The following is an 18,043-nucleotide window of genomic DNA, read 5'->3' on the forward strand; positions in this document are numbered from 1 at the left end:
GATGAACCGAAGTGGAGTACCAGAACCGCAAGTTGTGACATATGCGCCTAAGCATTATTTATGCAAAAGAGCGACGGAGTCGCTTGTCTTAGATGGGAAGCTGGATAAGCCCTTTTGGCAGCATGCAACATGGACGGATGATTTCGTAGATATTGAAGGGGACCAACGTCCGCTACCCGCGAAGCAGACACGTGTAAAGATGCTATGGGATGATGAGTATTTTTACTTTGGTGCAGAGCTGATGGAGGATCAGATCTGGGGCACGCTGACTGAACGTGATTCCGTTATTTTCTATGATAATGATTTTGAGATCTTTATCGATCCAACAGGGGATTCACATCAATATTACGAGTTTGAGATTAACGCTTTGAACACGGTGTGGGACTTACTGCTTGTGAAACCATATCGTGACGGGGGACCTCCAATTAATGGATGGGATATCCAAGGTCTGAAAACAGCTATTCATATCGAGGGGGAGTTAAATAACCCGCATGCTGATCATCGGAAATGGACGATTGAAGTTGCTATGCCATGGCGTAGTTTGAAAGAATGTGCTGCGAATAGACAACCACCTGTTGCAGGTGAATTCTGGCGTGTTAATTTCTCTCGTGTTGAATGGCGGACTGAGGTTGTGGACGATCAGTACCGCAAGGTTATGAACCCGGATACTGGAAAGCCTTATCCGGAAGACAACTGGGTATGGTCACCTCAGGGGATTATCAATATGCATTATCCAGAGCTATGGGGTTATGTGATGTTCGTAGGTGTTGATGGCCCGCAGTCATTCGACATGCCTACGGATGAACTGGTGAAATGGCAGCTCCGTAAGCTGTATTATCGTGAACGTAATTATTTTGAAGCACATGGACACTATGCAGCAACGTTCGAGCTGCTGCGAGGTGAAGATGATTGGAGCATTGAGCCTCACATGGAGATAACGAGTAAATCATTCCATATCTCAGCTCTAACAACCGATGGAACCGCTCGCCTATATATTCGCGAAGACGGCTTACTGTGGAAGGAGTAATCATTCATGACCATGTTGACCCCTACCTCAGTATTTTCATTGTCGCAGGAAGCCTTAGCGTTCATTGAGCAGAAGTTTCAGGCCAAGAAGCAGCTCGCCAGATCACGTGAGCAGCAGCTATTCCATGTATTCGAGCACGAGCTAACGGCAGAAGAAGCTTGGGCATTAAAGCTACTCTTCGCGTATATGCCAGCCAATGACTTGGCGGATTATAACGGGGAGCTTTTCTTCAATCATGTAAGAACGATGCTGCAGATTCGCCGCGATATGCCATGGCAAGTACCTGATCATTTATTTTTACATTTCGTGCTACCGTATCGAGTGAATACTGAGAACATTGAAGAGCATCGCCATATTATTCATGAACAGTTAGCGGAACGAACACGTAATCTTCCCATGAAGGAAGCGATTCTAGAGGCCAATTACTGGTGCCACGAAGTGGCGACGTACATTGGGAGCGATCTGCGGACGATTTCACCATTAACGATGATGCGAAATGCACGCGGTCGTTGTGGGGAAGAATCTACGCTAGCTGTAGCAGCGCTTCGTAGTATCGGGATCCCTGCACGTCAAGTGTATACCCCGCGTTGGGCGCATTGTGACGATAACCACGCATGGGTGGAGGCATGGGCTGATGGTGAATGGTATTTCATTGGGGCTTGTGAGCCGGAAGCGCATCATAATCAAGGATGGTTTGGCCCACCAGCGCGCCGAGCCATGCTCATTAACACACGTATTTTCGCGAATTATGAAGGACCCGAAGATATTACACTCGCAGATGAATGGTTTACTGAAATTAATGTACTAGAAAATTATGCGCCTACGAAGACAATTACGGTACATGTCCAAGATGTATGCGGACAGCCCGTGCACGCTGCAGAGGTGCAATTCCAGTTATATAACATGGCGGAATTTTACCCAATTGCCAGCATTCCGTCTAATGCACAGGGGGAAGCTTCGTTCAAGACAGGTCTTGGTGACCTCATCATTCGTGCAGCGAAGGACGGCATTTGGGGAGAAATGAAAATATCCATGGCTGATTGTGAGCACATTGAGCTTGTATTGAATCAAGAGGATCAGCCACTTGTAGGAACGATCGTTGACTATGATATGGTTCCACCACCAGCGCGTGAAGGCGAGGTCATGGAGGACTTGTCCGAGGCACGGATAGAGCGACACAATAAGCGTTTGGAGGAAGGAATCGCGATTCGTGCACATTATGAAGCGACGTTCTTGAATGAAGAAGCTGCGAGGAAGCTCGGAGAATCGCTTGATCTATCAGCGGATCGAGTATGGAACGTACTTCAGACAGCACGTGGCAATAGTGCTGAGATCGCAGCTTATCTAAGTAAAGCAACACCTCTATATGGAGAATGGGCATTACGATTATTGGAGTGTGTTCATGACAAGGATCTCATCGATACATTCCTTCCAACCCTTATAGATCATGTGGCTGGTGCGCTTGCTGTACGTGGTGAGCTCACGGAGGACGTCTTCATTCCCTACATTTTGTGTCCTCGCGTTCATTACGAGATGATTACACCGTATCGTACATTTTTCCAACAAGCCTTCACTTCAGAAGAAGTGGAATTGTTCCGTGAGGACCCAACGAAGCTTGTTCAATTCATCGATGAAGCGTGGGATATATGGAATGATCTACCGAATTTGCAAGGGAAGGGTACTGCTGTTGGAACTTTCGAACTGAGTGTAGGAGATCGTAGCTCTCTCGATATTATGTTCGTATCTATATGTCGTAGCCTAGGCATTCCAGCGCGACTGCATCCCATTGAGGCTAAGCCGCAATTTATGGTGAATGGTCATTTTGTGGATGCCCCATTTACGAAAGGTATAGTTGGAAATGAGGCAGCAGTAGCGAACGGAACTCTAATTATTCTTCGTGATCAGGATGCAGCGTCAGACCAGCCAGCGGCTGCATACTATGAGAATTTTACGATCGCTCGTCTGGAGAACGGTTTTTATAAAACGTTAAGCTACCCGCACGGCGCCAATAACCTGTATGATACGCCCCTTGAGATGGAGCAGGGAGCATATCGTCTGACGACGGGGATTCGCTTGAAGGATGGAACCGTGCTGACCAAGCTCACCTATTTTGAAATGACAGAAGTCGAAGAGACGAAGCTGGTTATGAAGTATCGTCAAGCTACGCAGGACATTCCCGTGTATGGCAAGGTAGATCGATTCGAGAAGCTAGCTACATGGGATGGATCGGAGCAGATCTTCGCTGAGTTTCTGGGCAGTCAAGGCGCCTATGTCGCATGGCTGGAACCGGAACGGGAGCCTTCGAAGCATCTGCTTCGCGAGCTGTCGGAGTTGAAGCATGAGTTCGATATGATAGATGCTCCTATCATTCTTGTGGTGGGTGACAAGCAATGGACAACTTCATTTCAACCAGCCGATTATCCGAATCTTCCAGCAAGGACATTATTTGTACGTGATTCAACGTATCATCTATTACCTGAATTGTTTACAGTGGCCCAATCGAGTGAAGCGGGCTTCCCACATTTGATGATTCTAGATCGTGATGATCAGATTCGTTATATGTCTTCGGGATATAAGATTGCAGCCAGTAAGGAAGCGATGCAAATTTTATCGAGGATGTGAAAGGATGGATCAACAAATGATTGTAGCAGGCTACGTGAGTGATTCCAAATTACCTGAGCTAACGCGCGACCACGTGATGAAGCTGACGCATATGAACGTTGCATTCGGTTATGTGTTGGATGATCAGATTACAACGGCACATTTGCAATATACGAACCAGTTGCACGAGATTAAAGCGATGAATCCGAACGTACAGCTGCTGCTCTCTGTTGGCGGATGGGGAAATGGGGGCTTCTCCGAGGCGGCATCTACCGAAGAAGGACGTCAGAAATTCGCAGCTTCGGCTGTACGAGTAGTAACAGAACTTCCATTCGATGGTGTCGATCTGGACTGGGAATATCCCTGCTACAGTGAAGCCAATATTGCCTCGTCACCGGATGATAAACGTCATTTTACGCTACTGTTGAAGACCATTCGAGAAGCGTTAGATATGAAAGGTGCAGCTGAGGGCAGGCATTACTTGCTTACGATCGCTGCAGGAGCAGATCAATATTATATCGATGGTACAGAGATGGATCAAGTACAACAATATTTAGATTTTGTTCAATTGATGACCTACGATATGCGTGGAGGATTCCAGATTCTAACGGGACATCACACCAATCTGTACAATTCAACGGGAGATTTGTTCCGAATTAGTACAGAAGCATCCGTCAATATGTTCATGCAGGCAGGTGTACCCCGAGAGAAAATCGTCATTGGCGTAGCATTCTATTCCCGGATGTGGAAGCAGGTGCCGAACAGGAATGATGGATTTCTACAAATGGCGGGTACAACAGGAGGTTATGGTCCGGAATATACAGAACTTCTAGCCTATTATATCGACAAGAATGGGTTCACACGTCATTGGGATGATGAGGCCAAAGCGCCACATTTATTTAATGGAGATACGTTTATTTCCTATGATGACGTGGAATCGATCACACATAAATGTGAATATGTCCAACGTGAAAAGCTTGCGGGTGCGATGTTCTGGGAGTACAGCTGCGACAAGACACATACACTGCTGGATGCGATGTATGCAGGCCTATCGAGAGACTGAAATGATGCGCCCCATTCAATTAGTTAACAAACATGATTTCCTAGTCAACAAACGTTAGATTACGAATAAATAGACTTTTAATGCGCTTTATTATCATTTACAGTATGGGGGAAAGGTTGGACTCAATCGTTGAGGACAGGCCGTAGACTACATTCAAAGACGTGGGAGGAGTTTAGGAAATGAGCAAAATTATTGGTGAGGCACTACCAAATATGCCGTGGCAGGATAAGCCGAGTGGCTATAATGCCCCAGTGTGGCGGTATACTCAAAATCCGATTATTCAGCGTGATGCACAGGTGAACTCGAACAGTATTTTTAATTCTGCGGTGATTCCGTTCGAAGGTGGATTTGCAGGGGTGTTCCGCTGTGACTCTAGATCCGTAAGTATGGATATATTCGCTGGCTTTAGTCAGGACGGGCTACATTGGGAAATTAATGAGCAACCGCTCCAATTCGAAGGTGACGAATATGTAACGAAGCGGGAATATCGCTACGATCCGCGCGTGTGCAAAATCGAGGATAAATATTATATTTCATGGTGTAACGGGTATCATGGACCAACGATTGGTCTTGCTTATACGTATGATTTCAAAACATTTCATCAATTGGAAAACGCTTTCTTGCCATATAACCGTAATGGAGTGCTCTTCCCACGCTTAATAAATGGCAAGTATGCCATGATAAGCCGTCCAAGTGATACAGGCCATACGCCATTTGGAGATATTTTCTTTAGTGAGAGTCCAGATCTAACGTATTGGGGTAAACATCGTTATGTGATGGGGACGATTAATTCAGATGCATCCGCATGGCAATCGAAGAAAATTGGTCCAGGGCCGGTTCCGATTGAAACCGATCGTGGTTGGTTGTTGATCTATCATGGTGTCATTAATACATGTAACGGGTTCGTATATCGTATGGGCGCGGCATTATTAGATCTACACGAACCATGGAAGGTGCTCGCACGATCACGGAATTACATTCTTGGACCAGAAACATTGTATGAGTGTGTGGGAGATGTACCGAATGTCACTTTCCCTTGTGCCGCATTGTCAGATAGCGAGACAGGTCGCATTGCCATTTACTATGGTTGTGCCGATACCGTAACAGGCGTGGCATTTACAACAGTGGATGAGCTGCTGGACTATATGGATAAGTATCCGCTGTAACGACATCATCAGATGTAATGACAGAATTTCAATTGTAGAGGAGCTTATCAATGGAACAGTTTAGATTACCCAAAATTACGATGCCATCCTTAAACTTGCCACAATCGATTCAAGAAGTTCTACAAGAAGCAGAAGAGAAGCTTGCGCATCGACCGAAGCTACTTCAGCTATTTAAGAACTGCTTCCCGAATACTTTGGAAACGACGACGAAATTAAAAGAGGATGGAACGACTTTTGTCATCACAGGAGACATTCCAGCTTGTTGGTTACGGGATTCGGTAGAGCAGGTCATTCATTATGTACCGTTTGCCAAAGAGGACGAAGATCTTCAACGCATTCTTAAAGGCTTAGTAAAGCGTCATATACAGTACATTCATATTGATCCATACGCGAATGCATTTAATGAATCTGCGAATGATTGGCATTGGAATACGACGGATATAACAGACATGTCCCCTTGGGTATGGGAGCGTAAATTTGAAATTGACTCCTTATGTTTCTCGATGCGGCTTGCTTATGCGCTATGGAAGGAAACAGGGATTACAGATATATTCGATGCTGGGTTCAAATCGGCTATGCGTATCATGTATAACTTGTTCATCACAGAACAGCGTCACTTTGAAGAATCGCCATATCGCTTCACTCGAAATAACGGTATTCCTGAGGATTCCTTACGAAATAAAGGTCTTGGAATGCCTGTCAACTATACAGGAATGGTGTGGTCAGGCTTCCGCTCAAGCGATGATGTATGCGAATTCCACTACAACATTCCAGGAAATATGTTCGCGGTGGTTACACTTCGCCAAATGCAGGAATTTGCGGAGTGGGTATTCCGTGATATGGAATTTTTGCAAGAGTTGAAGGATTTAGAAGCAGATATCGATCATGGGATCAAAACATACGGTATTTATCGTCATCCGCAATTCGGACCGATTTATGCTTTTGAGACGGATGGCTATGGTAACCACTGTCTCATGGATGATGCGGGAACACCGGGATTGATTTCGATTCCTTACTTGGGCTATTGCACAACTGAGGATGAAATCTATCAGAACACGAGAAGATTTGTGTTATCCAAGGAAAACCCTTATTACTTTGAAGGTAAAGTAGCAAAAGGTATTGGTAGTCCACATACACCGGCAGGTTATGTTTGGCATTTGTCACTATCTATGCAAGGGCTCACAGCAACGACAGCAGAAGAGAAGCTAGCGATGATCGAGTTACTGGAGAAGACGGATGCGGATACAGGCTATATGCATGAAGGCTTCCATTCCGACGATCCAACGATTTTCACAAGAAAATGGTTTGCTTGGTCGAATAGCTTGTTCTCTCAACTCGTGTACAAGGCGATGCAGGAAGGTATCTTGTAGTGAGAGGGGGAGCAATGGCATGACGAAGAAAAGAACGGCACATATCGTTTCCCATTCGCACTGGGATCGTGAATGGTATTTACCCTATGAGAAGCATCATGTTCGTCTCGTTCAATTGGTAGATAGTTTGCTAGATCGGTTGGACGAGGAGTCAGAATTTCGTAGCTTTTTCATGGATGGGCAGACGATCATTCTCGAGGATTATCTTCAAGTTAGACCGGATCAGAAGGAGCGGCTGTTGCGTCATATTCAAAATGGTCGAATCCTTATTGGTCCATGGTATATATTGCAGGATGCGTTCCTCACCAGTAGTGAAGCCAATGTAAGAAATATGCAGATCGGTCATCAAGATGCACTGAAGTATGGGGAAGTATCCAAAATTGGATACTTTCCTGATACCTTCGGGTTGTGTGGACAGACACCACAGCTGATGCAGCAGTCAGGTATTCAGAACGCCTTCTTCGGTCGTGGTGTGAAGCCGACGGGCTTCAACAATGAGGTATCGGATGGAGATTATGAATCGTCTTACTCCGAATTGATCTGGGAAGGCCCAGATGGCTCCAAGGTACTCGGTATTCTATTTGCGAATTGGTACTCGAATGGAAATGAAGTCCCAGTAGATCCGGTAGAAGCCAAGGCATATTGGGATCGGAAGCTAGCGGATGCGGAAAAATATGCATCGACGAGCGAGCTACTATATATGAACGGCTGTGATCACCAGCCAGCTCAGCTGGACTTGCCGGAAGCCATTCGGACAGCTAGTGAACTCTATCCAGACACGGAGTTTATTCACTCCAATTTCAATGATTATCTGAATGCACTGCATCGTTCACTTGATTGTGAATTATCAACCGTCCAAGGTGAGCTTCGAAGTCAGCGTACAGATGGATGGGGAACGTTAGTGAATACGGCCTCCTCTCGTGTGTATTTGAAGCAAATGAACCAGCAGGGTCAGACATTGCTCGAGAAGGTTGCTGAGCCGTTATCTGCTTATGCTCATCAGTTGGGACATGCGTATCCACATCACTTATTCACTTATGCATGGAAGACGCTCATGCAGAATCATCCGCATGATAGTATTTGTGGCTGTAGTGTGGATGAGGTACATCGTGAGATGGTAACGCGATTCGACAAGAGCCGTCACGTTACAGAATCTATTGTACAGAACAGTATGGAGACGATCGCAAATCATGTGGATACATCATGCTTCGCCGAATACGGGGATCACGCATGTCCATTCATTGTGTTTAATACGACAGGCCATGACCGCAGTGGGGTAGTTACGGTGGAGCTGGATATTGCTCGTATCTATTTCCGGGAAGGCGAAACGATCGAGAAGATGCGTAATCAGATGACATCGCACGAGATTCATCCTCATCGCGTGATTGATCATGGTGGGCGTCAGCTAGAATATCAGCTAACCGATCTGGGGCTCCACTTCGGTTATGACTTGCCTGATGATAAATTTCGTCAGCCGTATTTCTCACGACGTGTTCGATTAGAGCTTCATGTCGAAGCAGTTCCTGCAAATGGTCATCAAGTTTATGCCTGGATGAAGGATGTAGTAGAGAGACCACATTCTGAAATAAAGGAAAGCTCGCTACTTCATGAACGGACGCTAGAGAATGAGTTTATTGCTGCACGGATTGAAGATAATGGCTCGATCACACTAACAGATAAGGCAAATGGTAAAGTATATCGCGGTCTCGGTATTTATGAGAATAGCGGCGATATCGGAAATGAATACATGTATTGTCAGCCGAAGAATACGAACGTATTGACGACAGAGTCGCTTATAGCTGATATTTCTATCGTATCCGATCAGCCATACGCATGTACGGTACAAATCGTTCATGATTGGGACATTCCAGTAAGTGCGGATGAATTGCTCGCAGCAGAGCAGCAAGGCATCGTGTGGTTCCCGAGTCGTCAGGCTGGACGTTCAACCGAAACCGTGAAGCTCCATATAACAACGACTGTAACGCTTGAGAAATATAGTAAGGGACTTCAAGTGAAGAGCTCCTTCGATAATCAAGCGAAGGATCATCGCATCAGAATGCTGTTCCCAACGGATCTCGTCAGCGATGTGCATCAGGCGGATTCGATGTTTGAGATCGCAACACGAAGCACAGAACCTTCGAGTGAGTGGACGAACCCAGACAATAGTCAACATCAGCAAGCGTTCGTTAGTGTGAAGGACGACGTGACGGGCTTAACCATCGCTAATAAAGGGTTAAATGAATACGAAGTGTTACGTGATGGACGGAATACGATTGCCGTTACATTGCTACGCTGCACAGGTGAGCTTGGAGATTGGGGCGTCTTCTACACACCAGAAGCACAATGTCTAGGTCCTGCTCAGGCGGAGCTCATGATTATTCCACATGGTTCTGCGGTAGCTGAAGAAGCGTATGCGCTTGCCTATCAATATCAAATACCATGGATGACTGTATCGACAGATATTCATAATGGTAGTCTTCAGCCGAAACATCAATGGTTGCAGGCGAGTGGAAATGACATGCAGCTCTCTTCCGTGAAGGTAGCTGAAGCAACGGGTGATCTTGCGATTCGTTGGTTCAACATGACCACTTCACCAACGACTTTAGCCTTCGAACCTCGTATGAACTATAGTCAGGCGTATAAAAGTAATATACTCGAATCACATGAGGAAGCGCTTACGGCCGATTCAAACGCTGTCATCCAGCTTGAAGTAAAGGCGGCCGAGATCGTAACTGTTGTTCTTAATAAATCGATATGAGCACCAAGTAGAGGAGAATAAAAGATGACTAACACAAAACCTTGGAAAATTTATGCAATTCATCATTCCCATACCGATATCGGCTACACAGAGCGTCAGGAGAAGATCCAACAATATCATGTAGACTTTATCCGGCAGGTGCTTCACATTTTGCGTGAAATTCAATCCGGTCGTCGACCTGAATGGGAGGGGTTTAAGTGGGTATGTGAAACGTTTTGGCCTATCGAAACCTTCCTGAGTCGGGCAACGGAGCAAGAAAAGGAAGAGTTCGTAGCCGGAGTTAAGCGTGGTGATATCGGCTTGTCCGGTACGTACTTGAATATGACGGAATTAATCGGCAAAGATTTGTTCACATCGATGATTGCCCGTGTACGAGATTTTGGATATTCCATTGAAGCTCCAATTACATCAGCGATGACTGCAGACATTAACGGCTTCAGCTGGGGGTATGGTCAGGCATTGTTAGATGCCGGTATTCATAATTTATCTACCTGCATTCATACCCATCACGGAATGTTTCCTTGCTGGAAGAAGCAGCAGCCTTTCTGGTGGGAAATGCCTTCCGGTGATCGCTTGCTGACCTGGAGTGGGGAGCATTATGTATTCGGTAATGATCTGGGGCTTGTACCTGGTATGGGCGGGAAATATACGATCAAAGATGAATTTGATATGAGTCATGGCGCTACATTCGAGATTGCTGAACAGCGTATACTTCGCTACATTGAGCGTTTGCAAGAGGATGGCTATGCCTTTAACTTCTTCCCGGCTATGTTCTCAGGGCTACCAACGGATAACAATCCACCGAATGCGGAGACGATGACCTTCATTCGTCAATGGAATGCGAAGCACGGCGAAAATATTGAGATTCAGATGGCAACTTTAGATGATTTCTTCGATGAAGTTCGTGCTCATGCACAGCAGCATGCGGAAGATATTCCTGTGTATCGTGGAGATTGGCCAGACTGGTGGACGGATGGCGTAGGTTCAACACCGAAGCATGTACAAGTATTCCGTGAAGCACAACGTGTATATCAAAAGGTTAGAAGGCTGGATCCGAACTGTGAAATCGTTACATCGGAGACGATGAAGGAGATGGAATATCAGTTAACGATGTTTGCTGAGCATACATGGGGCTATCATTCATCCATTTCCGAGCCTTGGAATCCGTTCGTTCAGGAATTAGGCTTGCGGAAGGAAGCCTTTGCTGCCAATGCAAGTACGATTGCGCATCGTGCGTTGTATGACATTCTTGAGGCGAAGGGCGATGCATTACTTGCTCCTGGGCGCCCTATGAAGTTTAAAATTCATAATCCATATCATTTCGTACAAGAAGATTATGCGCATCTCATTCTCGAAGGATGGTATCACGATGAGATCAAGGACGGCTTCGAGGTACGTGATATTACGACGAATGAGGTCATTCCATCTCAGCTTCGTCTGGCATCTCGAGGTGTGATCGTAACGATTCCGGTAACATTGCAGCCTAGTGAAGAGAGAGTACTTCAGATCGTCGCCGTGAAACCTGGTATCAGGACCGCTTTTATGAACGATTATTTGGCATCCGATCGCGTGATGGATCTGGATGTTACGCATGATGTGAAGAATTTCCGCATGACATCTTCCTATGTAGAAACTCCGTTTGTACACATCACGTGGAAAAAGGGAGAAGGGATCACCTCGTGGGTAGATAAAACGACAGGACAAGAGCTACTTCGAGCTGATCGTCAGCACGCAGCTTTTACGCCAGTCTATGATGTTACACCTGCAACAAAGGTCGTAGAAATGACCGAGGTGCGTCGATTGATGGGCCGTAATCGGAAGGGACCGGATGCGATCGTTTCAATAGGCGAGTTAATTAGTGCGGAGATCATTACGCAGGGTCCGGTATATGGCATTATTCAATTAACCTACAAGGTGGATGGCTGTGAGCATTATTCCTTGTTCTTAACAGTATACGCGGATCGTCCACGTGTGGATGTGGCCGTACGTATGCATAAAGAGAGCGTATGGAAGCCTGAAAACTTATATGTTTCACTTCCTTTTGGTGGCTCATTATCAACGGATAAGTATGACTTATGGGTGGATAAGATGGATGCGTTGACACGGATGCGGAAGGATCAATTACCAGGCAGCTTAGCAGATTACACAGCGGTTGGAGAAGGAGCTGTATATGTTGCCGGATCGCAAGGCGTTGTGATCGCGATGCCAGACACTCCATTAATTCAGCTAGGTTCGCTAGAACATGGGTATCGATTGCTTAACGGTGATGAGAAGCTAGAGCAGGATCCAGCTCATTTGTACGCTTGGGTGATGAATAACTATTGGGAAACTAATTTCTCTGCGACATTGGGTGGTTTCTATGAATTTAGATATTTCATCACTTGGGGCGAGAACTATAGCAAACCGGATGCTTCCATGGATGCATGCCGTGGAATGAATGCTGGCATTCTAGCTTGGCGCCAACACTAGCTCAACAAAACTGGAGGTATATATCGAATGAAATATAAAAACCCTTCGTTATCTATTGCTGAGCGTGTTGCAGATTTGTTGGCCGAAATGACGCTGGAGGAGAAGCTTGGACAGCTTCTCCAGCCTTTTGGCTGGAAGACATATGTAAAAGGCGACGGAGATGTTCAGCTCACGGATACATTTAAAGACGCAATTGCGAATGGTGGAGTCGGTTCACTATATGGTGTGCTTCGAGCAGATCCATGGACAGAGGTTACACTTGAAACAGGCTTGTCCCTGCGTGAAGGGGCCGAGGTTACTAATCTTATTCAGCGATATGCAATGGAGCATACGCGACTGGGCATTCCAATTCTATTTGGTGAGGAATGCTCCCATGGACATATGGCCATAGGGAACACGGTGTTCCCTGTACCACTGACCATAGGAAGTAGCTGGAATACAGAGTTGTTCCGACAGGTTTGTCAAGCTGTAGCGGTAGAGACTCGTGCACAAGGGGGAGCAGCTACCTATTCTCCTGTATTGGACGTGACACGTGATCCGCGATGGGGGCGGACAGAGGAATGCTTTGGTGAAGATCCTTATTTGATTAGTGAAATGGCAATAGCTGCGGTGAAAGGGTTGCAAGGGGATTCGTTAAATACGGATCATACCATTCTTGCAACCTTGAAGCATTTTGTAGCTTATGGTAGTCCAGATGGTGGGCGTAATGCGGATACCGTACGTATGGGCATGCGTGAGCTGATGGAGAAGGATTTACTTCCTTTTCAGCGTGCGGTTGCGGCAGGAGCCAAATCCATTATGACGGCCTATAACGAAATTGATGGGGTACCTTGTACGTCTAGTAAAGAGCTGTTGACGCATATTTTACGTGACAAGTGGGGCTTTGACGGCTTCGTCATCACGGATTGTGGAGCGATGAGCCAGCTCAGACATGGTCATCAAATCTGTGAGACGGAAGAGGAAGCGGCCAGCCTAGCATTGAAAGCGGGCGTAGATATGGAGATGTCCGGTGAGACCTTTGGCCAATATCTACAATCTGCTCTTGATCAGCAATTGATCGCGGTGTCAGATCTAGATCTTGCGGTGGAGCGAATCTTGCGCTTGAAATTTGAATTAGGATTATTCGAACGTCCTTATGTGAATCCAGCGTTGGCAGAGCAGGTTATTGGTCAATCCTCTCATCGAGAATTGGCTCGGCAAGCTGCACGCGAAGGCATTGTGTTACTGAAGAATAAGGAACAGGCATTACCGTTATCTCCATCCCGTGGCAAGATCGCCGTGATTGGACCGAACGCGAACAATATGTATAACCAGTTAGGCGATTATACGTCACCGCAGGAGCGGGAGCAGATTGTTACCGTGTTGGATGGCGTTCGCGCGAAGTGTTCAGGCTTTAGTGAGGTTGTGTATGCACCAGGCTGTCGAGTGAAGGACCCATCTCGGGAAGGATTCGAAGCGGCGATCGCAGCTGCGGCTTCAGCAGAGACAATTATTGCTGTTGTAGGCGGATCGAGTGCACGTGATTTTGGAGAAGGTACGATTGATTTGAAGACTGGGGCTGCGGTCATTACCGATACGTTTATGCTAAGTGATATGGATTGTGGAGAAGGCTTTGATCGTGCCCAACTGAATTTATGTGGAGTACAGCTCGAGCTGTTGCAGGAGCTTCACAGTTTAGGCAAGAAGCTGATTGTTGTGTATATCAATGGTCGCCCAATTGTTGAGCCATGGATTGATGAGCATGCTGATGCGATTGTGGAGGCATGGTACCCAGGGCAAGAGGGCGGTCATGCGATTGCGGATATCCTGTTTGGTGACTACAACCCATCAGGAAGATTAACGCTATCCATTCCGAAGCATCTGGGACAATTACCTGTGTACTATAATAAGAAGCGTTCGCGTGGGCATCGATATTTAGAGACGGACTTCCATCCGCAGTATGTATTTGGGTATGGGCTTAGCTACACGAGCTTTCACTATGACAATATACAATTGAATCAACCAAGTATTTCTGTTGATGGTACGTGTACGGTTTCAGTGGATGTGATGAATACGGGTGATATGGCTGGACACGAGGTCGTGCAATTGTACATCAAGGACTGTGTTAGTTCGATATCACGCCCGGATAAGGAGCTGAAGGGCTTCTGTAAAATTTATTTGGAGCCTGGGGAGAAGCGTACCGTTCACTTTACTATTTCATCACAGGAGCTGCAATTTGTCTCAGCAGATTTAACGTGGATCGTCGAGCCGGGTCGATTTGAACTTTATACGGGCTCGAATGTAGAGCAAACATTGTCCATCGATTTACAGGTTGTACAATGAGTGCGATGAAGCGGACGAACGATCAGGGGGATTATTAATGATTAGAATACAACGGTTCATTCGAGAGTTATCTGAACGACAGTGGCTCGAATCGATCCCCATTAAAGACTGGGACGTACAATCAACAGAATATATTTTACCGGGTAAATATTCGGAGGAACGCGCTTTTGTAGGAAGCGAAGCCTTTGATTTATTCCCAAGCAAACAAGGTACAACGTATATGCTGCGTACGACGTTATCCATTCCGAACGAATGGCCTGAGGATGCAGTAGGGTTATATTTTACCTCTGGATCAGGTGGGGAAGGGCTGCTTCGTATTAACGGACAGTCCTTTCAAGGGTTGGATCGAAATCACCCATTTGTAAAATTACCTGATCGGGTTGGCAAACAAATCGAAGTGGAGATTGAACTGTTTGATGCTGTACCGGAGCCTGTGGATCCCTTAAATCAGCAAGCAACCATTCATGCACCCATTCGCAAGATTCATAGCACGCTAGTCTATGTGAACACAACAGTGCAGTCGTTGATGTATTCTGTGAGCGTCATTATGAATGCTGCGGAATTGCTACCAGCGTCAGATTTTCGTCGTACTCGCGTGATGGAAGCTCTATATACAGCTATGGATGCATTTACTTTGCTATCACAAGAGAAGATTGCAGGCGGTGCCGCAGCTTCAATTGAACACCACCTTGTCGAACAAATAAGACAGATCGGTGGCAATAGCGAAGGTGTCATCCATATGGTAGGACAATCTCATATTGATATTGCATGGCTGTGGCCATGTCGTGAGACAGTGCGTAAGACGAGTCGGACGTTCTCAACTGTAAATGCTTTAATGGATGAATTTCCTGAATATCGGTATGCACAGAGTCAGCCGTTGCTCTTCGAGTATTTGAAGTTGAATGATCCAGTGTTATATGAGCGTGTAAAAGAACGAATTCGTGAAGGCCGCTGGGAGCTTGTCGGTGGCATGTGGGTGGAGCCGGATCTCAATATACCAAGTGGTGAATCATTGATGCGGCAAATGCTCTACGGTCAACGATTTTATCAGCAGGAATTTGGAAAGCGATCCTTTATAGAATGGTTACCGGATACCTTTGGCTACTGTGCATCATTACCGCAAATTTTGAAGCATGGTGGCATGCGTTACTTCATGACGACAAAGCTGAATTGGAATGATACGAACCCATTTCCGTATGACTTGTTTTATTGGGTAGGCATTGATGGAACGTCAATGCTATCGTTTTGCAATCATGGGGTGAACGAGGATACGCAGCCGAAGGATGTTCATGAACATTGGCAATCTTATAAAGAGAAAGCTAAGCATCCGGAACAAATGTTATTGTATGGGCATGGGGATGGCGGTGGTGGTGTCACGCGTGAGATGCTCGAATACATTCATCGCTCGGATCTCATGATCGGTCAGCCCTCATCTCAATTTAGTAGCGCGGAGGCATTCTTCACGGGTATTTCCGAAGCAAATCCAAATTTACCGAGCTGGTACGGTGACCTGTATCTTGAATTACATCGAGGTACGTATACGACACATGGGCGTAACAAACGTAATAATCGGAAGGCTGAGGTTCTGTATCGTGAAGCAGAGTTATGGTCTACGTTGGTGCGATCATCGCTGAGCTCAGAACAAGCAACGACGTTACAGCATGATTTACATGAGGGATGGAAGTTGATTTTATTAAATCAGTTCCATGATATTATTCCGGGTTCTGCCATTACAGAAACGTATGAGACATCGATGAAAGAGTATGTGGAAGTATTCGAGCGTGGGACAGCAAGCTTACAGACCGGGATGGCAGCCATTGCAGCAAATATTCAGATCCAAGGGACGATGGAAGGAACACCGTTCCTTGTATTGAATAGTATGGGCTGGAGCCGTGATTGTGTATTAGAGCTGACTACCCAGGATCTTATCGATCAAGGTGTTACGAATATTGAATGGCATCGCTTAACGATCGTGACTACGGATGGTGAATCATTGGATTATGAAGTTAGTAGCCATGGAACGACCAAGATCCTTCGAATTCGTGTACCGAATGTTCCAGCAATGGGCTACAATACGATTCTAGTACGTGAAAATGAAGTAGCTGCAGTGCCAGAATCGCCGAAAGTATTACCAAAGCTGCTTGATGAGTGGGAGACAGCCTACTATCGTATACGCTTCAATGAACAAGGAGAAATCATAAGCTTATACGATAAACAAGCGAATCGTGAAATCGTGAAGGCGGGAGAGCGGGCGAATCAGTTCCATTTCTTCCATGATCGTCCGACGCTATGGGATGCGTGGGACATTGATCCGCGCTATGAGCAACAGTCTGCTGGAGAGGCATTTCTGTTAGAGAAGAAGCTAATCAGCTCAGGAGCTGTTGCTGATGTTATAGGCTTCCGTTGGCGTATAGGACAATCCACGATTGAGCAGGAGATGGTTCTATATCATCATCATGCTCGCATTGAGTTTAGAACAAAGGTGGATTGGCAGGAAGCTCATAAGCTGCTGAAGGTGGGCTTCCCACTCGATGTTGTAACAAGTCGAGCCACTTATGAAATACCGTTCGGTGCTTTAGAGCGGAATACACATCGCAATACAAGCTGGGATCAAGCGCAATATGAAGTATGTGGTCATCGCTTCGCTGATGTGTCTGAGCATAGCTATGGTGTCAGTGTGCTGAATGATTGTAAGTATGGTTATGATACCCAAGGAAGTACGATTCGTCTTTCCTTGCTACGTGCGCCAAGATGGCCGGATATATCGGCAGATCAGGGATATCATGAGTTCACCTATGCACTGTATCCACATGCCGGCGATTGGCGCCAAGGACACACACTTCGAGCAGCAGCAGAGCTGAATCATCCACCTGCTTATATTGCAGCATCCACCGTAGATGCTACAGAGCTACAGAGCACGAATGTATGGGATCGATGTTGTTCATTGCTTCCTTTTACAAGTGAGCATGTTTTCTTGGAGACGGTCAAATGGGCTGAGGATGACGATGGCATCATTCTTCGTATGTATGAATCCGCTGGAGGTCGTGAGACGATCGAGCTGAAGTGGCCGTATCCACATCAAGCGGTGTATGTATCGAATGCCTTGGAAGAAGAAGTCATGTTAATGGACAGATGGCAACTGACCTTTACACCTTATGAAATAAAAACGATCAAGATTAAGACTGTATAGTCAAAATTGGACGAATCCTGCATCTGAAAGACATAGGAAGACGACTGCGGTTCGTTCTCTTCCTATGTCCATTTTGG

At 46.1% G+C, this 18,043-nt stretch carries 9 protein-coding genes; all 9 read left to right on the plus strand.

All coding sequences use genetic code 11. From position 1 onward, the window contains the following. The first annotated feature begins 1 nt into the window (after window position 1). The 9 genes from NSQ29_RS08520 to NSQ29_RS08560 all read left to right on the plus strand — a co-directional run bounded on the left by NSQ29_RS08520 (window position 2) and on the right by NSQ29_RS08560 (window position 17,966). Complete coding sequence (locus NSQ29_RS08520; protein WP_076300649.1) at window positions 2–1,027, plus strand: carbohydrate-binding family 9-like protein; 1,026 nt, start codon at window positions 2–4, stop codon at window positions 1,025–1,027. 6 nt (window positions 1,028–1,033) lie between these two features. After that, window positions 1,034–3,649 (plus strand): transglutaminase-like domain-containing protein, encoded by a 2,616-nt coding sequence (locus NSQ29_RS08525; protein WP_341124788.1) that lies wholly within the window; start codon window positions 1,034–1,036, stop codon window positions 3,647–3,649. A 4-nt stretch (window positions 3,650–3,653) separates the two neighbouring features. Further along, on the plus strand, window positions 3,654–4,691 hold the full coding sequence (locus NSQ29_RS08530; protein ID WP_076286252.1) for a glycoside hydrolase family 18 protein: 1,038 nt from the start codon (window positions 3,654–3,656) through the stop codon (window positions 4,689–4,691). Window positions 4,692–4,870: 179 nt separating this feature from the next. Then, window positions 4,871–5,857 carry a glycoside hydrolase family 130 protein gene (locus NSQ29_RS08535; protein ID WP_076300575.1) on the plus strand — a complete coding sequence of 329 codons (987 nt, stop codon included), beginning with the start codon at window positions 4,871–4,873 and terminating at the stop codon, window positions 5,855–5,857. 50 nt (window positions 5,858–5,907) lie between these two features. Further along, window positions 5,908–7,227: a glycoside hydrolase family 125 protein gene (locus NSQ29_RS08540; RefSeq protein ID WP_076286250.1), complete on the plus strand. Its 1,320-nt coding sequence runs from the start codon at window positions 5,908–5,910 to the stop codon at window positions 7,225–7,227. A 19-nt stretch (window positions 7,228–7,246) separates the two neighbouring features. Next, the gene (locus NSQ29_RS08545; protein WP_341124789.1) at window positions 7,247–9,985 is read left to right on the plus strand and encodes an alpha-mannosidase; all 2,739 of its coding nucleotides are present in this window, start codon (window positions 7,247–7,249) and stop codon (window positions 9,983–9,985) included. Window positions 9,986–10,009: 24 nt separating this feature from the next. After that, on the plus strand, window positions 10,010–12,454 hold the full coding sequence (locus tag NSQ29_RS08550; protein WP_076286248.1) for a glycoside hydrolase family 38 N-terminal domain-containing protein: 2,445 nt from the start codon (window positions 10,010–10,012) through the stop codon (window positions 12,452–12,454). Between the two features lie 27 nt (window positions 12,455–12,481). Then, on the plus strand, window positions 12,482–14,776 hold the full coding sequence (locus tag NSQ29_RS08555; RefSeq protein ID WP_339796663.1) for a glycoside hydrolase family 3 N-terminal domain-containing protein: 2,295 nt from the start codon (window positions 12,482–12,484) through the stop codon (window positions 14,774–14,776). A gap of 37 nt (window positions 14,777–14,813) precedes the next feature. Next, entirely contained in the window at window positions 14,814–17,966 is a 3,153-nt protein-coding gene (locus tag NSQ29_RS08560) for an alpha-mannosidase (RefSeq protein ID WP_341124791.1), read from the plus strand. The last annotated feature ends 77 nt before the right edge of the window (window positions 17,967–18,043 follow it).

Source organism: Paenibacillus sp. FSL F4-0236 (assembly GCF_038000135.1).
In the GTDB taxonomy this organism is placed as follows: domain Bacteria; phylum Bacillota; class Bacilli; order Paenibacillales; family Paenibacillaceae; genus Paenibacillus_AQ.